The organism is Pseudomonas sp. GM41(2012), assembly GCF_000282315.2.
GTDB lineage: Bacteria > Pseudomonadota > Gammaproteobacteria > Pseudomonadales > Pseudomonadaceae > Aquipseudomonas.
Genome location: NZ_AKJN02000007.1, coordinates 577,116 through 594,481, shown reverse-complemented (window position 1 = coordinate 594,481; position 17,366 = coordinate 577,116). Strand labels below are relative to the sequence as shown.

Sequence of the window (17,366 nt, the reverse complement as noted above, 5' to 3'; positions counted from 1 at the left end):
TAACGACGCCCGAAAGCTGACTAACCTTGAAAGCATTCTCCCCGAGCAAGGACGCTCACGATGCTTCTGCGCCTGTTTTTCTGTTTTCTCCTGACCTTTGTTTGCCTGAGTTCAAACGCTACCGAGTGCCCTGACTGGCCACCCGCACGCGCCCTGGACGAAATCACGTCACTGCAGAAACAAATCGACCTCTGGGACGACAGCTATCACCGGCGCGGCCGCTCATTGGTCGCCGATGAACTCTACGATCAGTCCCGTGCACGACTGACCGAATGGCGCACGTGTTTCGACCTGGCCCAATCCGCGGAACCGCTACGCACCGCGGGCGGCACGATCCCTCATCCCATCGCCCACACTGGCCTGGAAAAACTCCACGATGGTCGCGCCGTCGAAGCCTGGCTAAATGGACGGAGCGATGTCTGGATTCAACCCAAGATCGACGGCGTGGCGGTGACGCTGATCTACCGCAAAGGTCTGCTGACTCAAGCTATCAGCCGCGGTGACGGAGTAAAGGGCCAGGACTGGACGGCTTCGGCGCGCCAGATCGCCGCCATCCCCCAACAACTGCCGCAGCCACTGGACCTGCTGCTGCAAGGCGAACTCTATTGGCGCCTGACCGACCACGTACAGGCCCGTGCCGGCAGCCTCAACGCACGCGCCACAGTGGCCGGCTTGATGGCCCGCAAAAAATTAAGCACTGAGCAAGCCGCCGGGATCGGCCTGTTTGTCTGGGACTGGCCCCAAGGCCCGGCCAGTTTGCCCGCGCGCGTCGCAGTTCTGGATGAGTTGGGTTTTCCGAGCACCGCACCTTACAGTCACTCGATCAAGGTATTTGCCGACGCTGAACGCTGGCGCGATCACTGGTATCGCTCGCCCCTGCCCTTCACCAGTGATGGCATCGTCCTGCGCCAGGATCAGCGCCCACCCGCCGAGCGCTGGCAGGCTAAACCGCCTTATTGGAGCGTCGCCTGGAAATACCCTTTTGCCCAGGCCCTGGCCGAGGTGCGCAAGGTCCATTTCAAGATTGGACGGACCGGACGGATCACCCCGGTACTGGAACTGACACCGGTGATGCTCGATGACCGGCAGATCAAGCGAGTCAGTGTGAGCTCGTTGCAACGCTGGGAAGCACTGGATATCCGGCCCGGAGACCAGGTCGCCATCAGCCTGGCGGGCCTGACCATTCCCAGGCTTGACGGGGTCATGCTGCGCAGCACTCAACGCGCTGAATTGAGCGTACCGCTGGCGGAGGACTTTCATCATTTGAGTTGCTGGCAGCCGACACCGGGGTGCGAAAGCCAATTCCTCGCCCGACTGACCTGGCTCAGCGGTAAGCAGGGCCTGGCGTTGCCACATGTCGGTCCTGGCACTTGGGAGAAACTTTTCGAAACAGGCCGCCTGAATGGCCTGTTGGATTGGTTGACCCTCGATGCTCAAGAGCTTGCTAACATTGACGGCTTCGGCGAACGCAGCAGCACTCGTCTTTTGAACAGTTTCAACAGTGCCCGACAGCGCCCTTTCGCTCGCTGGCTCAAAGCCCTGGGTTTACCACCGACCGGCCAGGCGCGGCTTGCGGATTCATGGCAGGAACTGGCACAACGAAATATCGAACAATGGCAGGCAGAAGCCGGCATCGGCCCGGGACGCGCAGCGCAATTGAGCGCATTTTTCCGCGACCCGCAGGTCCTGGCCTTGAGTGAAACATTACGTGGTGCGGGGATTGACGGTTTTTAGCGGCCGGCGATGCCCGCCAACCCGGGAACCCAATGGTGCCGCCGGGCTCAAACACCCCATCGCCACCTCGACCCGATCGCTTTTTCACATGGAGCTTTTATGAAACTTCTTTCACCGCTCGCCCTGTTGACCCTTTGCAGCGTGCTGGCCGCTCCACTGATGGCCGCCGAAGAAGCTCCAGGGCTGACCGGCTGCGCCGCAAAGAAGCAGGGCATCATCAATCAGATTGAACTGGCCAAGTCTCACGGTAACGCCGACCAGCAGGCAGGCCTTGAAACGGCCCTGAGCGAAGTCACTGCTCATTGCACCGATGCTTCCCTGAAAAAAGAACGGGAGAACAAGGTGCTCGACGCCAAGCACGAAGTCAGCAAGCGTCAGGCAGACCTCGACAAGGCCATGAAGAAAGGCGACGCCGAGAAGATCAACAAGCGCAAAGACAAACTCGCCGAGTCCCGCAAGGAATTGCAGGACGCACTCGATGAGCTGGACAAATAAGTCCCCGGCTGAGCGACGGAGCTTTTGTGGCGAGGGGGTTTAGCGAAACGTCGCACCGCCCCGTTGGGCTGCGAAGCGGCCCCAAACGCGGTTAGTCAGACAGACCGCAACTGCCGGGTATACGACGGCTACGCCGCCGAACGGGGGGTAAACCCCCTCGCCACAGGAATGAGTTGCCAATCAATGATCCCGAAACTCTTTATGGCAAGCACTGCAGGCATCTTCGACCTTCTGCACCGCCGGCCCAAGGTTACTGGCCTTGTAAGGCTGAACCTTGCTGGCAATCACCAATTCACCGGTGGCGGCTTCAAGGGTGCGGGCCATGTCCTGGAAGTGTTCCTGTTTCTGCCAGACATCGCTCTTGGCGCTGGTGTGATCTTCTTCGCGCACCTGCGGAAAATGTTTCCAGGGTTCACGGGACAACGCATCGAGCTTCACGGCACCGTCAGCGAATTTCGGACCGTCAAACGGGATGCGACCACGCAACATGCCGCCCAGGTCTTCGCCGGTCTTGAGCATTTGCTTGAAGATCGCCTTGCGCTGGCCCAGCGGCGAGTTGGGGTCGACACCACCGCAGGCGGACAACGTCAGGCAGGCCAGCAATACAACAGAAAGTCTTTTAAGAGTCATGGTGGCTTCAGGTCACGGGAACGGCGGCCAGTATCCTCGCGTCATCGGCAAAGACCAATAGCCCTATTATCAATACGGGTTGTTTGAGCGCATGGAGCACTCAGGCAACCGACAAAGGAATTACTCCATGAACAGCCGTTTCAAGGCATGGCGTCACAACCTCGCCTGGACCCTTCCGATGGTGGCCGTGCTTGCGGGCTGCACCGGTGGCGACAACAACACACCGAAAACCCACGCCCTGGCGACGTACTCCAGCGCCACGTGGGAAGCACTTCCAACGGTGTCCGACAACGACCTGGTCGCCGGCTTCGGTTCGTGGCGCAGCGCCTGCACCCGACTCAAAGCCGACCCCGTGTGGGGCTCGACGTGTGCGGCTGCCGCCAACGTGCCGCAAACCGCCAGCGACATTCGTGGCTTCCTCAAGCAGAACCTCGACGTCTACGGCCTGCGCGCCGCCAATGACAATCCCAACGGTTTGATCACCGGCTATTACGAGCCGGTCTACCCCGGCAGCCTGACCCAGACCGAAGTGGCAAGCATCCCGGTGTACGGCGTGCCCGAGGACATGATCATTGTCTCTCTGGACAGCATTTATCCGGAACTCAAAGGCAAACGCCTGCGCGGACGACTCGAAGGTCGCGTGCTCAAGCCTTACGACGATGCGGCCACGATTGAAACCAAAGGGGTCAAGGCACCGGTTGTTGCCTGGCTGACCGATCCGATGAACCTGCAATTCCTGCAAATCCAGGGTTCGGGTCGTATCCAGCTCGATGATGGCCGCCAGTTGCGCATTGCGTATGCCGACCAGAACGGTCACCCGTATCGACCGATCGGCCGCTGGCTGGTGGACCAGGGCGAGCTGAAAAAAGAAGAAGTGACCATGGGCGCCATCAGCAATTGGGCCAAGGCCAATCCGACGCGCATTCCGGAACTGCTGGGCAGCAACCCCAGCTACGTATTCTTCACCCGCAATCCGGACAGCAACGAAGGACCTCGCGGCTCGTTGAACGTACCGCTGACCGCCGGCTACAGCGCGGCGGTGGATCGCAAAGTGATTCCGCTGGGCAGTCTGTTGTGGCTATCGACCACTAAACCGGACGGTACCGCACTGGTACGCCCGGTTGCCGCTCAGGACACCGGCGGCGCAATTGCCGGCGAAGTCCGTGCAGACCTGTTCTGGGGCACGGGCGAGGCGGCCGGGCAATTGGCCGGCGACATGAAACAGCAGGGACAGATCTGGATGCTCTGGCCTAAAGGCGCAGCGTTGCCGCAAGTGCCGCAGGTGACCGACAAGCTTTAAAGTCAAAAGATCGCAAGCTGCGCCAGCTCCTACATGGATCGCATATCCCCTGTAGGAGCTGGCGCAGCCTGCGATCTTTTGATCTTGCTCTTAAACAGAAACCACAAAGAAGCTGACGATCAACCCCAGCCCCACCAACCACACCAGCGACCGCAAAATCGCCCAGTCCGCCAAGTAGCAAATGATGTACAGCAGCCGACTGGTGATGAACAACACTGCCAGCACATTGATCGTCACCAGTTCGGCATTGCCGGCCAGGTGCGCAACGATCACCGCCGCCGCGAACGCCGGAATCACTTCCAAACTGTTCAGGTGCGCCGCATACGCGCGTCGGCCCAAACCATTCAACGACTCGAGAAAGTCACGAGGGTCATAGTTATCTTTCAGCCTGAACCCGCCACAGGCCCTGGCGATGCCCGCGCAGATATAGGGCAGGAAAATCGCGATCAAAATGCACCACAGAGCAACCGTCATAACGCAATCCCTTCTTCAGGTTTCAAGAGTCGAGCTCCAGTCAAAACTTCATCACCAGCATGCCGATCAGCACCAGCCCACAGGCTAAGAGCCGTGGCCTGCCGAAAGGTTCTTTCAGGTAACGCATGCCGAACAGCACCACCAGAATCACGCTGATCTCGCGCAATGCCGCCGCTTCGGCAATCGAGCCCAGCTGCATGGCCCACAGCACCAGAGCGTAGCTGAACAACACGCAAAACCCGACCGCCAACCCCAGTCGCCACTGTTCACGCCAGAACAACATGAAGGCCGGTCGTTTACGCACCAGCGCCAGTAACGGGAACGGCCAGGCGCTGAGCAACGTGACCCACACCAGGTAATCCAGTGGATGTGACCAGCGCCGCAACGCCTGGCCATCAATGAAGGTGTAGCAGCCGATGCACAGGCCGATCAACGCCACCACCGGCAGCATCGACCACGGCAATCGCGCACCGCCGCCGCCCTGCCAGAGCAGGCAAAGCATGCCGAACGGGATCAGCAGAATCCCGAAGATCTGCTGGTTCGTCAGCACTTCCCCGGCAAAAATCAGCGTCAGTGCCAGCACCACCAGCGGCGACAAGCCACGCATCAGCGGGTAGACCAACCCGAGGTCGCCGACCCGATAGGCCTGGATCAGCAAATAGCGATAAAGCAATTCAAACGCCGCCGACGCCAGAATCCACGGCCAGATGTCCAGGGGTGGCAACGCCACGAACGGCAGCATCAGCGCGACAAACAGCATTGCCACGCTGTCCATGCAGGCCACCACCAACAGCCGTTCCGCACTGAATTTGATCAGGGTATTCCACGCCGCGTGCAACAGCGCCGCTACTAACACCAGTGCTGTTGCAAGCACGGCACACTCCTTTTATTGACCGCCCCGGCTCTGTAGGAGCAAGGCTTGCCCGCGATGGCGGTCTCAAGAGCGCCATCGCCGGCAAGCCGTGCTCCTACATGAAGCGGGGGAGATAATTGATTCGCCATATGTCAGCAGCTGTTTATACTGCAAGCGACCACGCCGCACTCAGTTGCGCACAGACTAATTCCAATAAATTTTTGTCACCGCCCGCTCTCGTCGAGAACGGGCGTCGGCATGCGTATGCCTGATCAGAGCGTCAAGACTACCGACAGAGACCTTGCGCATGCCACTCGCCTTGCTTGCCCTCGCTGTTGCCGCGTTCGGCATCGGCACCACTGAATTCGTCATCATGGGTTTGTTGCCCGACGTCGCCCGCGACCTCGCCGTGAGCATCCCCCACGCGGGCCTGCTGATCACCGGCTACGCCCTCGGCGTGGTGTTCGGTGCGCCGATCCTCGCGGTCGGCACCGCCAACATGCCGCGCAAAGCCACGCTGCTGGGCATGACCCTGATGTTCATCCTCGGCAACATTCTCTGCGCCCTGGCGCCGAACTACGCAACGCTGATGGCCGCACGCGTGGTCACCGCGCTCTGCCACGGTGCGTTCTTCGGCATCGGTTCGGTGGTCGCCGCCGGTTTGGTGGCACCGAACAAACGCGCCCAGGCGATTGCGATGATGTTCACCGGCCTGACCCTGGCCAACGTGCTGGGCGTGCCTTTGGGCACCGCGCTCGGGCAATACGCCGGCTGGCGCTCGACGTTCTGGGCGGTATCGGTGATCGGTGTGATCGCGGCTATCGCGCAATGGGTCTGGTTGCCGAAGGACATCGCGATGGACAAGGCAAATCTCGCCAGCGAGTTCAAAGTGCTGGGCAAAGTCAACGTGTTGCTGGCGCTGGGCATGAGCGTGCTGGCGTCGACCAGCCTGTTCAGCGTCTTCACTTACATTGCCCCCATCCTGCAAGACATCACCGGCGTCAGCCCGCATGGCGTGACCATCATGTTGTTGTTATTTGGTGTGGGGTTGACCGCCGGTAGCATGCTCGGCGGTCGCCTGGCTGACAGTCGATTGTTGCCGTCGCTGGTGGGCATGGCACTGGCCGTACTGGTCGTGCTGGCCGCGTTCACACAGACCAGCCACTCGGTGATTCCAGCCGCAATCACCCTGGTGTTGTGGGGCATCTTCGCCTTTGCCCTGTGCCCGATTTTGCAATTGCTGATCATCGATCAGGCCCATGAAGCGCCGAACCTGGGTTCAACGTTGAACCAGAGCGCGTTCAACCTCGGCAACGCGGCTGGTGCGTGGATTGGCGGGCTGGTTGTCGCCAGTGGTGCGGATCTGGCGGACTTGCCGTGGACGGGCGCGCTGGTCAGTGGCTTGACGGTGCTGACGGCGCTTTTCTACATCTACCTGCAACGTCGCGGTGTGGCTGCGGTCAATGTGTCCGGCTGAACAATTGCTTCGCCCATGACAATGCTTTCGCGGGCAAGCCTTGCTCCTACAGGGTTTACGCAATCCCTGTTGGAGCAAGGCTTGCCCGCGAAGAAGTTGACGCAATGCACCTGCCCGAACCTACTTTCTTCCTCCCATCCAAGGACCCCGGATGCTTGAACTTGTCGCTGCGTTTATCTGCCTCACCACCCTCCTCACCTACGTGAACTTCCGCTTCATCGGCCTGCCACCGACCATCGGCGTCATGGTCACCGCGCTGATGTTTTCCCTGCTGCTGCAAGGTTTGAGTTTCATCGGCTACCCCGGTCTCGAAGAACGCGTGCAACAGCTGATCGGCCAGATCGACTTCGGCGATCTGCTGATGAACTGGATGCTGTCCTTCCTGCTGTTTGCCGGCGCCCTGCACGTCAACCTGAATGACCTGCGCAGCCATCGCTGGCCCATCGGTTTGTTGGCGACCTTCGGCGTATTGATCGCCACCGCGGTGATCGGCAGCCTCGCCTATTACATTTTCGCCCTGTTCGGCTGGCACGTGAGCTTCCTTTATTGCCTGCTGTTCGGCGCGCTGATTTCCCCCACCGACCCGATCGCGGTGCTCGGCGTACTGCGGACCGCCAACGCGTCCAAGCCCCTGAAAACCACCATCGTCGGCGAATCGCTATTCAACGATGGCACCGCCGTGGTGGTGTTCACCGTGTTGCTGGGCATCGCGCAACTCGGCGAAACCCCGACCGTCGGCGCCACGGCCATGCTGTTCGCCCACGAGGCGATTGGCGGTGCGCTGTTTGGTGGGCTGATCGGTTACCTGGTGTACCTGATGATCAAGAGCATCGAACAACACCAGATCGAGGTGATGCTGACCCTGGCGCTGGTCATCGGCGGCTCGGCCATGGCGTCGGAACTGCACGTCTCCGCTCCGATCGCGATGGTGGTCGCCGGCCTGATCATCGGCAACCTGGGCCGCAACCTGGCGATGAACGACATGACCCGCAAGTACCTGGACGGTTTCTGGGAATTGCTCGATGACATGCTCAACGCCCTGCTGTTCGCCCTGATCGGCATGGAGTTGTTGCTGCTGCCGTTCAACTGGTTGCACGTGCTGGCGGCGAGTTTGCTGGCACTGGCGATTCTGCTCTCGCGCCTGCTGACGGTGGCGCCGGCCATCGTGTTGTTGCGGCGCTGGCGCACAGTGCCGCGCGGGACGATCCGGATTCTGACCTGGGGTGGTTTGCGCGGGGGCGTTTCGGTGGCACTGGCCTTGGCCTTGCCGCCGGGTCCGGAGCGCGACTTGCTGCTGAGCATCACCTACATCGTGGTGCTGTCGTCGATCCTGTTGCAGGGATTGAGCATCGGCAAACTGGTCAAGCACGTGACCAAGGATGAGTCTGCGCCAGCGGCACAGGCCCAGCATCATTGATTACTTTTTGGTCTTCTGCGGGTCAGGCTCCCGGCCTTGATCCGTAGACTTCTTCGGCGGGCCACTCTCGCTGCGAATTTGTGCATGGCTGATCAGCGCAAAGATGAAGCTGCCGCCGACGATGTTCCCCGCCAGCGTCGGCCCGGCGAACACCAGCCAGAAATCCTTCCACGGCAACTCGCCGGCAAACACCAGATACGAGACCTCGGCGGACCCGACCACGATGTGGGTGAAATCCCCCAGCGCCATGAGGTAGGTGATGAGGATGATGATCCACATCTTCGCGCTCTCCATGGACGGAATCATCCAGACCATGGTGGCGATCATCCAGCCCGACACAATGCCTTTGGCGAACATCTGGCTGGCATCGTTCTCCATGATCTTGCGCCCGATATCAAGGAAGGCCAGGTCGGTCTTGCTGTCGAAAATCGGCAGATTCAGCATCACATACGCCACCAGCAACGTGCCGCAGAGGTTGCCCACCAGCACCACCGACCACAGGCGTAGCAATCGACCGAAATTGCTCAGTGTGGGTTTGGTCATGATCGGCAGCACCGCCGTCAGGGTGTTCTCGGTGAACAATTGCTGACGGGCGAGGATCACCGCGAGAAAGCCTGCGCAGTAACCGAAACTGGCGATCACCTTGAAGCCTTCGCCGTCCGGCAGACGGGAATTGAGCAGCCCCATGGCCATCAGCGACAGGCCCATGGTCAGGCCGGCGGCCAGTGCCGACCACCACAAGGCGGCGACACTGCGCTCGAGTTCCTGATCGCCCTGGGTGCGGATGATTTCGTGCAGCACCGCCGCCCGCGGTGGCTGGCTCTTGTCGACGTCGTGCTGTTCTTCAGGGGAGAGGTTCGGGGTCTTGCCTTCGTTTTGCGCGTCCATAAAGCTCCGGAACCCGTGGTGTGTGATGTAGGTACGACACGCAGGGTTCGGAGCTGTTCACTGATCGTACAAACGAAACCACCCCTGTAGGAGCATGGCTTGCCCGCGATGGGCTCACCTCGGCTTCGGCGGCAACGCAAATGACGCCATCGCGAGCAAGCTTTGCTCCTACGGGGCGATGTCATCCTTGAACTGGTCTTTGACGTACGTGATCTCGGTCCGGCCGTGCGGTGCAGGCAAGCCGTCTTCACCCAGATTGACGAAGACAATCTTCTCCACCGTCAGGATGCTTTTGCGGGTGATCTTGTTACGCACTTCGCACTTCAGGGTGATGGAGGTGCGACCGAATTCGGTGGCGGTGATGCCCAGTTCAATGATGTCGCCCTGGCGCGAGGCGCTGACGAAGTTGATCTCTGAAATGTACTTGGTGACCACACGCTGATTGCCCAGCTGGACGATGGCGTAGATCGCTGCTTCTTCATCGAGCCAGCGCAACAGGCTACCGCCGAACAGCGTGCCGTTGGGGTTGAGGTCTTCGGGTTTTACCCATTTGCGGGTGTGGAAATTCATATTCACTCCTGAGCGTCTTGCCGAATGATGGTGGGCATCATGGCAGAGCCCGACCTAGAGCTCTATCAAGCATCGACTATGGTCTCGATTACCGTTCAGACATTGACCAACAGAAACGCTTTGGAAGTATCGCTCACACGGCTATAATCGCCACCGTTTCAAAACGGTAACGTTCCATTGCTACCGTTTTCCCGCCACCTGTCCGAGGGGCGCTGCAGCAGGTTCGACCTGTCAGGCTCGGATGGGGCGTTGCTTGACCGTTATCGGTCAGACACTAAACGCACAACGGCGCCCATTCGCATACATTACGAATGGAGGCTCATCATGAGCGCTGTTATCACGCCTGCAGATTTTAACGATTACAAAGTTGCCGACATGTCCCTGGCTGCCTGGGGCCGTCGCGAAACCATCATCGCTGAATCCGAAATGCCAGCCCTGATGGGTCTGCGCCGCAAGTACGCCGGTGAGCAGCCGCTCAAAGGCGCGAAAATCCTCGGCTGCATCCACATGACCATTCAGACTGCCGTGCTGATCGAAACCCTGGTTGCCCTGGGTGCCGAAGTACGCTGGTCGTCCTGCAACATTTTCTCGACTCAGGACCAGGCCGCTGCCGCTATCGCTGCTGCCGGTATCCCGGTTTTCGCCTGGAAAGGAGAAACTGAAGAAGAGTACGAGTGGTGTCTGGAGCAAACCATCCTTAAAGATGGCGCGCCTTGGGATGCCAACATGATCCTCGACGACGGCGGCGACCTGACCGAGTTGCTGCACAAGAAATACCCGGCGATCCTGGACCGCGTCCACGGCGTTACCGAAGAAACCACCACTGGCGTTCACCGCCTGCTGGACATGCTGGCCAAGGGCGAGCTGAAAATCCCGGCCATCAACGTCAATGACTCGGTGACCAAGAGCAAGAACGACAACAAGTACGGCTGCCGTCACAGCCTGAACGATGCGATCAAGCGCGGTACCGACCACCTGTTGTCCGGCAAGCAAGCGCTGGTCATCGGTTACGGTGACGTGGGCAAGGGCTCCGCCCAGTCCCTGCGTCAGGAAGGCATGATCGTTAAAGTCTCCGAAGTCGACCCGATCTGCGCCATGCAAGCCTGCATGGACGGTTACGAGCTGGTTTCGCCGTTCATCGACGGTATCAACAACGGTACTGAAGCAAGCATCGACAAAGCGCTGCTGGGCAAGATCGACCTGATCGTGACCACCACCGGTAACGTCAACGTTTGCGACTCGAACATGCTCAAAGCCCTGAAGAAGCGCGCTGTTGTCTGCAACATCGGCCACTTCGACAACGAAATCGACACCGCTTTCATGCGCAAGAACTGGGCATGGGAAGAAGTGAAGCCACAGGTTCACAAGATCCACCGTACCGGCCCTGGCGCATTCGACGCCCAGAACGACGACTACCTGATCCTGCTGGCCGAAGGCCGTCTGGTTAACCTGGGTAACGCAACCGGTCACCCAAGCCGCATCATGGACGGCTCGTTCGCCAACCAGGTTCTGGCTCAGATCTTCCTGTTCGGCCAGAAGTACGCCGACCTGTCGCCAGCCCAGAAAGCCGAGCGCCTGACTGTTGAAGTACTGCCGAAGAAACTCGACGAAGAAGTGGCCCTGGAAATGGTCCGCGGTTTCGGCGGCGTTGTGACTCAACTGACCAAGACTCAGGCCGACTACATCGGCGTGACCGTTGAAGGTCCGTTCAAGCCGCACGCTTACCGCTACTGATCGGTTCCTGCCACTCAGGCAGGAACTACGCTGACCTGTAGGAGCAGAGCTTGCTCGCGATAGCATCACCGCGGTGCATTTGAAAAACCGCGGTGCCTGCATCGCGAGCAAGCTTTGCTCCTACAGCGGGTTCTCGTGCTTCCAAGGATATGACCATGTCCCAAGAACGTCGCTACAGCTTCGAGTTCTTCCCTACGAAGACCGACGCTGGGCATGAAAAACTGATCGCCACTGCCCGTCATCTGGCGACCTACAATCCTGACTTCTTCTCCTGCACCTACGGCGCTGGCGGTTCGACCCGTGATCGCACCCTCAACACCGTGTTGCAGCTCGAAAGCGAAGTCAAAGTCCCTGCCGCACCGCATTTGTCCTGCGTTGGCGACAGCAAGGACGACTTGCGCGGCCTGCTGGCCCAATACAAGGCGGCCGGCATCACCCGTATCGTTGCCCTGCGCGGTGACCTGCCTTCCGGCATGGGCATGGCCAGTGGTGAAATGCGCCACGCCAATGACCTGGTTGAATTCATTCGTGAAGAAACCGGCGATCATTTCCACATCGAAGTCGCCGCCTACCCGGAAATGCACCCGCAAGCGCGCAATTTCGAAGACGATCTGAACAACTTCGTGCGCAAGGCCAACGCTGGCGCCAACAGTGCGATCACCCAGTACTTCTTCAACGCCGACAGCTACTTCTACTTCGTCGAGCGTGTACGGGCGATGGGCGTGAACATCCCGATCGTTCCGGGGATCATGCCGATCACCAACTACAGCAAGCTCGCGCGCTTCTCCGATGCCTGCGGTGCGGAAATCCCGCGCTGGATCCGCAAGCAGCTGGAAGCCTACGGCGACGACACCCAGAGCATTCAAGGCTTTGGTGAGCAAGTCATCACCGAGATGTGCGAACGCCTGCTGCAAGGTGGCGCTCCAGGGCTGCACTTCTACACGCTGAACCAGGCCGAACCGAGCCTGGCAGTGTGGAACAATCTGAAGTTGCCACGGTAGAAGCAAAATCAAGAGATCGCAGCCTCGTTTCACTCGACAGCTCCTACAGAGTACGCAATCCCCTGTAGGAGCTGTCGAGTGAAACGAGGCTGCGATCTTTTGTATTCAGCGCCCTTTTATTGTGCAGCAACACTCTGAGTCAGAGCTTCTGGATCCCGTTTCTGGCTCTTTCCGGTTTCTCGTCGTAATCTCAAGCCATGCCTTTGATCGCGCAGTTACTGACCGTGTTTCTTTTTACTTGCCTGAGCTTCGCCGCTCGGGGCGAGAAGCTGCGCATTGTCACTGAACCCTGGGCGCCGTACGTGTATGAGGAAAACGGTAAATCCCTGGGGCTGGACTACGAAACCACCGCCATTGTCTTCAAACGCCTGGGCATCGAAGTGGAATGGCAGTTCCTGCCGTGGAAACGCTGCCTGTCGATGCTCGAAACGGGCCAGGCAGATGGCGCGCTGGACATCTTCCACAGCGATGAGCGCGACGCCACCCTGCTCTACCCCGGCGAGCCGCTCTCGGAAGTGGAGTTCGTGATGTTCTACGCCAATGAGCGGCCCCACCCTTTTCACACCCTGGCCGACCTGAAGGGGCTGACCATCGGCACTTCCCCGGGCTATCTGTACAGCCAGGACTTCAGCGAATCGACACTGTTCACTCGCGAACCGGCGCCGACCCATGAAGCCAACTTCGGCAAACTGGTGCGCGGGCGGATCGACCTGCTGATCACTGATCGCAGGGTTGGTCAGCACTTGCTCGACGAATTGGGCATCCGCGACAAGATTACCGAGAACCCGACCGTCATCAGCCACCAAAGCCAGTTCCTGGCCGTACGCCGCAACGCCGGCATGGACTTGTTGGTGCAGCGCTTCGGCGCCGAACTCAAACGCTTCAAGCGCGAGCCTGCGTACGCTGAATTGAGCGCCCGTTATGGCGCCGAACCGGCGGCCGAGGTCAAAGCCACCAGAGCCACCGCCGCCAGCGGAAAAACCGTTGAGCAGCAGGAAAGCGGCGCGCAGTGATTGCTCTGTTATACTCCGGCCTTCCCGCCAGGCTCACGCCCGGACGCTCGGACTTGTTCAAGGCATCTCGATCCCGCTACAGCGCAGCTTTTCAGCCCGCGCGAGCACTCCAGATGAGCCTTCTTGGCCCAGCAGGACCGGACGGGATTGCGTTCCTCTTAAACGCCATTCGCGCCAGGCAAGACTCCCATTGGGCCAAGCCCTAACTAAAACAGGATTACTCATGTCCTTTGCTTCCCTCGGTCTCTCCGAGGCTTTAGTCCGCGCCATCGAGGCAGCGGGCTATACCGAGCCTACTCCGGTGCAACAGCGGGCCATTCCCGCCGTGTTGCAAGGTCGCGACCTGATGGTCGCGGCTCAGACAGGTACTGGCAAAACCGGCGGCTTCGCCCTTCCGATTCTGGAGCGGTTGTTCCCCAACGGTCACCCGGACAAATCCCAGCGTCACGGCCCGCGCCAACCGCGCGTACTGGTCCTGACCCCTACCCGCGAACTCGCGGCTCAAGTACACGAGAGCTTCAAGGTCTATGCACGTGACCTGAAGTTCGTCAGCGCCTGCATCTTCGGCGGCGTCGGCATGAACCCGCAGGTTCAGGCCATGTCCCGCGGTGTTGACGTGCTGGTGGCCTGCCCCGGCCGCCTGCTCGACCTCGCCGGTCAAGGCAGCGTCGATTTGTCCCACGTGGAAATCCTCGTGCTGGACGAAGCCGACCGCATGCTCGACATGGGCTTTGTCCATGACGTGAAAAAGGTTCTGGCCCGTCTGCCGAGCAAACGTCAGAACCTGCTGTTCTCGGCGACTTTCTCCAAAGACATCACCGACCTCGCCGGCAAGCTGCTGCACAACCCGGAACGCATCGAAGTCACGCCGCCGAACACCACGGTCGAGCGTATCGAACAGCGTGTTTTCCGCCTGCCAGCCAACCACAAGCGTTCGCTGCTGGCGCACTTGATCACCGCAGGCGCCTGGGAACAGGTGCTGGTGTTCACCCGCACCAAGCACGGCGCCAACCGCCTGGCCGAGTACCTGGACAAACACGGCCTCAGCGCCGTTGCGATCCACGGTAACAAGAGCCAGAACGCTCGCACCAAAGCCCTGGCCGACTTCAAGGCCGGCGAAGTGCGTATCCTGGTCGCCACCGACATCGCTGCTCGCGGCCTGGACATCGACCAGTTGCCACACGTGGTCAACTTCGAACTGCCGAACGTTGACGAAGATTACGTTCACCGTATCGGCCGTACTGGCCGTGCCGGTCGTTCGGGCGAAGCGATCTCGCTGGTCGCTCCGGACGAAGAAAAGCTGCTGAAAAGCATCGAGCGCATGACCAAGCAGAAGATTGCCGACGGCAACCTGATGGGCTTCGATTCCAGCGCTGTAGAAGCCGAGAAACCCGAAGTTCGCGAGCGTCCGGATGTGCGTAACCCGCGCAACCCACGTGGCCCGCGCGGCGACGGTCCGAACGGCACCGGCGGTGGTGGCGGTCGTAAAGACAAAGGCAAGGACAAGGGCGGCAAGGAAAAACCTGCAGCCACTGGCCGCGGCGATCGCCCGGCGCGTGAACACAAGCCACGCGAAGGCACTCCGGCTCGCGAACAACAGCGTCCAGCGCCACGCGCTGCTGCTGCAGACCGTGCTCCGGACGAGTTCCTGGACGACGATATCGATAACTTCGGTAACCGCGTCGACTACGTTCCTCAAGCCAAACCGGCCCAGGGCCGTGGTCGTCGTCCGGGTGCTCCGGCACAAGGCGCAGCAACTGGCGCCGGCGCAGGTGCTCCGCGCACCGGCGGCAAGCCTCAGGGTCGTCAAAGCGGCCCACGCAGCAGCGACGGCGCTACCACCGGCACTCCGCCGGCCAAGCGCAGCGGCCCACGCAACGGTGCTCCACGTGACGGCCAGGCCCGCCGCGAAGAGTCCCGCAACCGTCGCCCGGCTCGCACCGACGACCAGCCGCGTTCGGAACCGGCCGTGCAAAACCCGCGCGGCCCGGCACCGAAGATCATCCATAAAGAGTCGAAAACCGATCGGTTCCCGACTCCTGAGCAACTGGATCAACTGCCAGGCCGTCCGCGCGGCGAGAAACCAGCCTTGCTGACCCGCAACCGCTGATTTACCGCTGCCATAAAAAATGCCCCTGATCGCGAGATCAGGGGCATTTTTTTATGCATCACCAAACCCTGTAGGAGCAAAGCTTGCTCGCGATAGGTTCACCTCGGTGTGTGGTGTGGTTGATGACGCCATCGCGAGCAAGCTTTGCTCCTACAGGGTTCCGTGTCGTTGTTGCGGATTGCGCCAGGCAATAAAAAACGCCCCCGATCGTGAGATCGGGGGCGTTTTTGTTCAAGCGGCGAAAGTTACTTCGCTTTCACACCTTCAAACGTCACGTACAGCTCGACCGCGTCGGACGCTGGGCCCAGGTCTTTCTGCTTGCCGAAATCGGAACGCTTGATGCTGGTGGTGCCTTCAAAGCCGGCACGGTAGCCGCCCCATGGGTCCTTGCCTTCACCCAGGAAAGTGGCCTTGACCACGACTGGCTTGGTCACGCCCAACAGGGTCAGGTCACCGGTCACGTCCGCAGTATCTTTGCCAGCGGCGTTTTTGCCGGTGGATTTGACGTTGGTGGATACAAACGTCGCTTTAGCGAATTTGCTCACGTTCAGGAAATCACCGCTGGCAATGTGCTTATCGCGCTCGGCATGGTTGGTGAACACGCTGGCGGTGTTCACGTTGAACTCGATCTTGCTGGCTTCAGGCTTGGCAGCGTCGAAGCTGAACTTGCCGTCGATGTCCTTGAAGGTACCGATGATGTAGCTGTAGCCCAGGTGGCTGATCTTGAAGTCAACGAAGGCGTGCTGGCCTTCCTTGTCGACAACGTAGTCGGCTGCCATCACGTTGGCGGACAGCAAGGCAGAACCGATTGCCAGAGCAGCGAGCGTTTTTTTCAACATACTTTCTATTCCTTTGGAGTCGAGGTTGAGCATCAAGCTTTGCGCCCCAGCATTCGCGTCAGGGTCGCATCACGATCAATAAAGTGGTGTTTCAATGCTGCCAACGCATGGAGACCGGAAAAAATTACCAGCGCCCACGCCAGATACAGATGAATCACACCGGCGGTGTCTGCCTGATCCGGTAGTCCGGAAACCAGTGCAGGAACTTCAAACAGGCCAAACACCGGAATCCCGACACCGTCTGCGGTGGAAATCAGGTAACCGGCAATCATCACAGCAAACAGACTGAGATACAGGAACGAATGGCCGAACGTGGCGCCCATACGCGTCATGCGGCTATAGCTTTCAAGTGCGGGTGGTGGCGGACTGATAAAACGCCACAGCACCCGTAGAACCATAACGGCTAACAGCACCAGGCCAATGCTCTTGTGCAAGTCGGGCGCGTCTTTGCGCCAGGTGCTGTAGTAGTCGAGTCCGACCATCCACAAGCCCAACGCAAACAGACCGAAGACTGCCAGCGCCACACCCCAGTGCATGAAAATGCTGACCCAACCGTAGCGCGAAGAAGAATTACGTAGCTGCATTGCCCAAATCCTGTGAGAACTGCGACCAAGACTATCGAGTTATCTATCGAGTAAAAGCGGAAAATTTCGCTTTGAAATATCGAGAAATACGATCAAGAGTCTGAAATGAGTGAGTTAAGGAAAGATTAAAGATCCGCGTGTAAGAAAAAATGCAGTCCAACTAAAGAACACCTGCGCCCTGATATTTATTCGATTCTTGATATTGGTTTTCTTCAGGCATAAAAAAACGCGGCATTTCTGCCGCGCT

At 59.6% G+C, this 17,366-nt stretch carries 16 protein-coding genes and 1 riboswitch; of the genes, 9 read left to right on the top strand and 7 right to left on the bottom strand.

Annotation, left to right across the window (positions count from 1 at the left end; genetic code table 11):
• The first annotated feature begins 60 nt into the window (after positions 1 to 60).
• Together ligB and PMI27_RS11750 are read left to right on the top strand one after the other, a co-directional pair.
• Positions 61 to 1,734, top strand: coding sequence for an NAD-dependent DNA ligase LigB (gene ligB / locus PMI27_RS11745; RefSeq protein WP_008151992.1), 1,674 nt, complete (start codon positions 61 to 63; stop codon positions 1,732 to 1,734).
• A 99-nt stretch (positions 1,735 to 1,833) separates the two neighbouring features.
• Entirely contained in the window at positions 1,834 to 2,229 is a 396-nt protein-coding gene (locus PMI27_RS11750) for a DUF1090 domain-containing protein (protein WP_008151994.1), read from the top strand.
• A gap of 180 nt (positions 2,230 to 2,409) precedes the next feature.
• On the opposite strand, the gene PMI27_RS11755 is transcribed toward PMI27_RS11750, so the two are convergent.
• Entirely contained in the window at positions 2,410 to 2,859 is a 450-nt protein-coding gene (locus PMI27_RS11755) for a c-type cytochrome (protein ID WP_008151996.1), read from the bottom strand.
• A 127-nt stretch (positions 2,860 to 2,986) separates the two neighbouring features.
• Here PMI27_RS11755 and mltA point away from each other — a divergent pair, with 127 nt between their 5' ends.
• A complete protein-coding gene (mltA, locus tag PMI27_RS11760) occupies positions 2,987 to 4,159 on the top strand; it encodes a murein transglycosylase A (protein WP_008151998.1) in 1,173 nt (390 codons plus the stop codon).
• Between the two features lie 90 nt (positions 4,160 to 4,249).
• Here mltA and PMI27_RS11765 read toward each other — a convergent pair whose 3' ends face one another.
• Together PMI27_RS11765 and PMI27_RS11770 are read right to left on the bottom strand one after the other, a co-directional pair.
• The gene (locus tag PMI27_RS11765) at positions 4,250 to 4,633 is read right to left on the bottom strand and encodes an MAPEG family protein (RefSeq protein ID WP_008151999.1); all 384 of its coding nucleotides are present in this window, start codon (positions 4,631 to 4,633) and stop codon (positions 4,250 to 4,252) included.
• A 40-nt stretch (positions 4,634 to 4,673) separates the two neighbouring features.
• Entirely contained in the window at positions 4,674 to 5,507 is an 834-nt protein-coding gene (locus PMI27_RS11770) for an EamA family transporter (RefSeq protein WP_008152002.1), read from the bottom strand.
• Between the two features lie 286 nt (positions 5,508 to 5,793).
• On the opposite strand from PMI27_RS11770, the gene PMI27_RS11775 reads away from it, so the two are divergent.
• Positions 5,794 to 6,963 carry an MFS transporter gene (locus tag PMI27_RS11775; RefSeq protein ID WP_008152004.1) on the top strand — a complete coding sequence of 390 codons (1,170 nt, stop codon included), beginning with the start codon at positions 5,794 to 5,796 and terminating at the stop codon, positions 6,961 to 6,963.
• A gap of 151 nt (positions 6,964 to 7,114) precedes the next feature.
• Positions 7,115 to 8,380 carry a cation:proton antiporter gene (locus PMI27_RS11780; RefSeq protein ID WP_008152006.1) on the top strand — a complete coding sequence of 422 codons (1,266 nt, stop codon included), beginning with the start codon at positions 7,115 to 7,117 and terminating at the stop codon, positions 8,378 to 8,380.
• Here PMI27_RS11780 and PMI27_RS11785 read toward each other — a convergent pair whose 3' ends face one another.
• On the bottom strand, positions 8,381 to 9,268 hold the full coding sequence (locus tag PMI27_RS11785; protein ID WP_008152008.1) for a formate/nitrite transporter family protein: 888 nt from the start codon (positions 9,266 to 9,268) through the stop codon (positions 8,381 to 8,383).
• Positions 9,269 to 9,436: 168 nt separating this feature from the next.
• On the bottom strand, positions 9,437 to 9,838 hold the full coding sequence (locus PMI27_RS11790; protein WP_008152010.1) for an acyl-CoA thioesterase: 402 nt from the start codon (positions 9,836 to 9,838) through the stop codon (positions 9,437 to 9,439).
• Positions 9,839 to 10,036: 198 nt separating this feature from the next.
• Positions 10,037 to 10,139, top strand: a riboswitch (S-adenosyl-L-homocysteine riboswitch).
• 23 nt (positions 10,140 to 10,162) lie between these two features.
• Here PMI27_RS11790 and ahcY point away from each other — a divergent pair.
• The 4 genes from ahcY (at position 10,163) to PMI27_RS11810 (ending at position 15,696) form a co-directional block, all read left to right on the top strand.
• Positions 10,163 to 11,572 carry an adenosylhomocysteinase gene (gene ahcY / locus PMI27_RS11795; RefSeq protein ID WP_008152012.1) on the top strand — a complete coding sequence of 470 codons (1,410 nt, stop codon included), beginning with the start codon at positions 10,163 to 10,165 and terminating at the stop codon, positions 11,570 to 11,572.
• Between the two features lie 155 nt (positions 11,573 to 11,727).
• On the top strand, positions 11,728 to 12,573 hold the full coding sequence (gene metF / locus PMI27_RS11800) for a methylenetetrahydrofolate reductase [NAD(P)H] (RefSeq protein ID WP_008152014.1): 846 nt from the start codon (positions 11,728 to 11,730) through the stop codon (positions 12,571 to 12,573).
• Between the two features lie 197 nt (positions 12,574 to 12,770).
• On the top strand, positions 12,771 to 13,586 hold the full coding sequence (locus PMI27_RS11805; RefSeq protein ID WP_008152538.1) for a substrate-binding periplasmic protein: 816 nt from the start codon (positions 12,771 to 12,773) through the stop codon (positions 13,584 to 13,586).
• A gap of 223 nt (positions 13,587 to 13,809) precedes the next feature.
• Positions 13,810 to 15,696: a DEAD/DEAH box helicase gene (locus PMI27_RS11810; RefSeq protein ID WP_008152542.1), complete on the top strand. Its 1,887-nt coding sequence runs from the start codon at positions 13,810 to 13,812 to the stop codon at positions 15,694 to 15,696.
• A 245-nt stretch (positions 15,697 to 15,941) separates the two neighbouring features.
• Here PMI27_RS11810 and PMI27_RS11815 read toward each other — a convergent pair whose 3' ends face one another.
• Complete coding sequence (locus PMI27_RS11815; protein WP_033053395.1) at positions 15,942 to 16,535, bottom strand: YceI family protein; 594 nt, start codon at positions 16,533 to 16,535, stop codon at positions 15,942 to 15,944.
• A gap of 32 nt (positions 16,536 to 16,567) precedes the next feature.
• Positions 16,568 to 17,119 carry a cytochrome b gene (locus PMI27_RS11820; RefSeq protein ID WP_008152548.1) on the bottom strand — a complete coding sequence of 184 codons (552 nt, stop codon included), beginning with the start codon at positions 17,117 to 17,119 and terminating at the stop codon, positions 16,568 to 16,570.
• Positions 17,120 to 17,366: the final 247 nt, after the last annotated feature.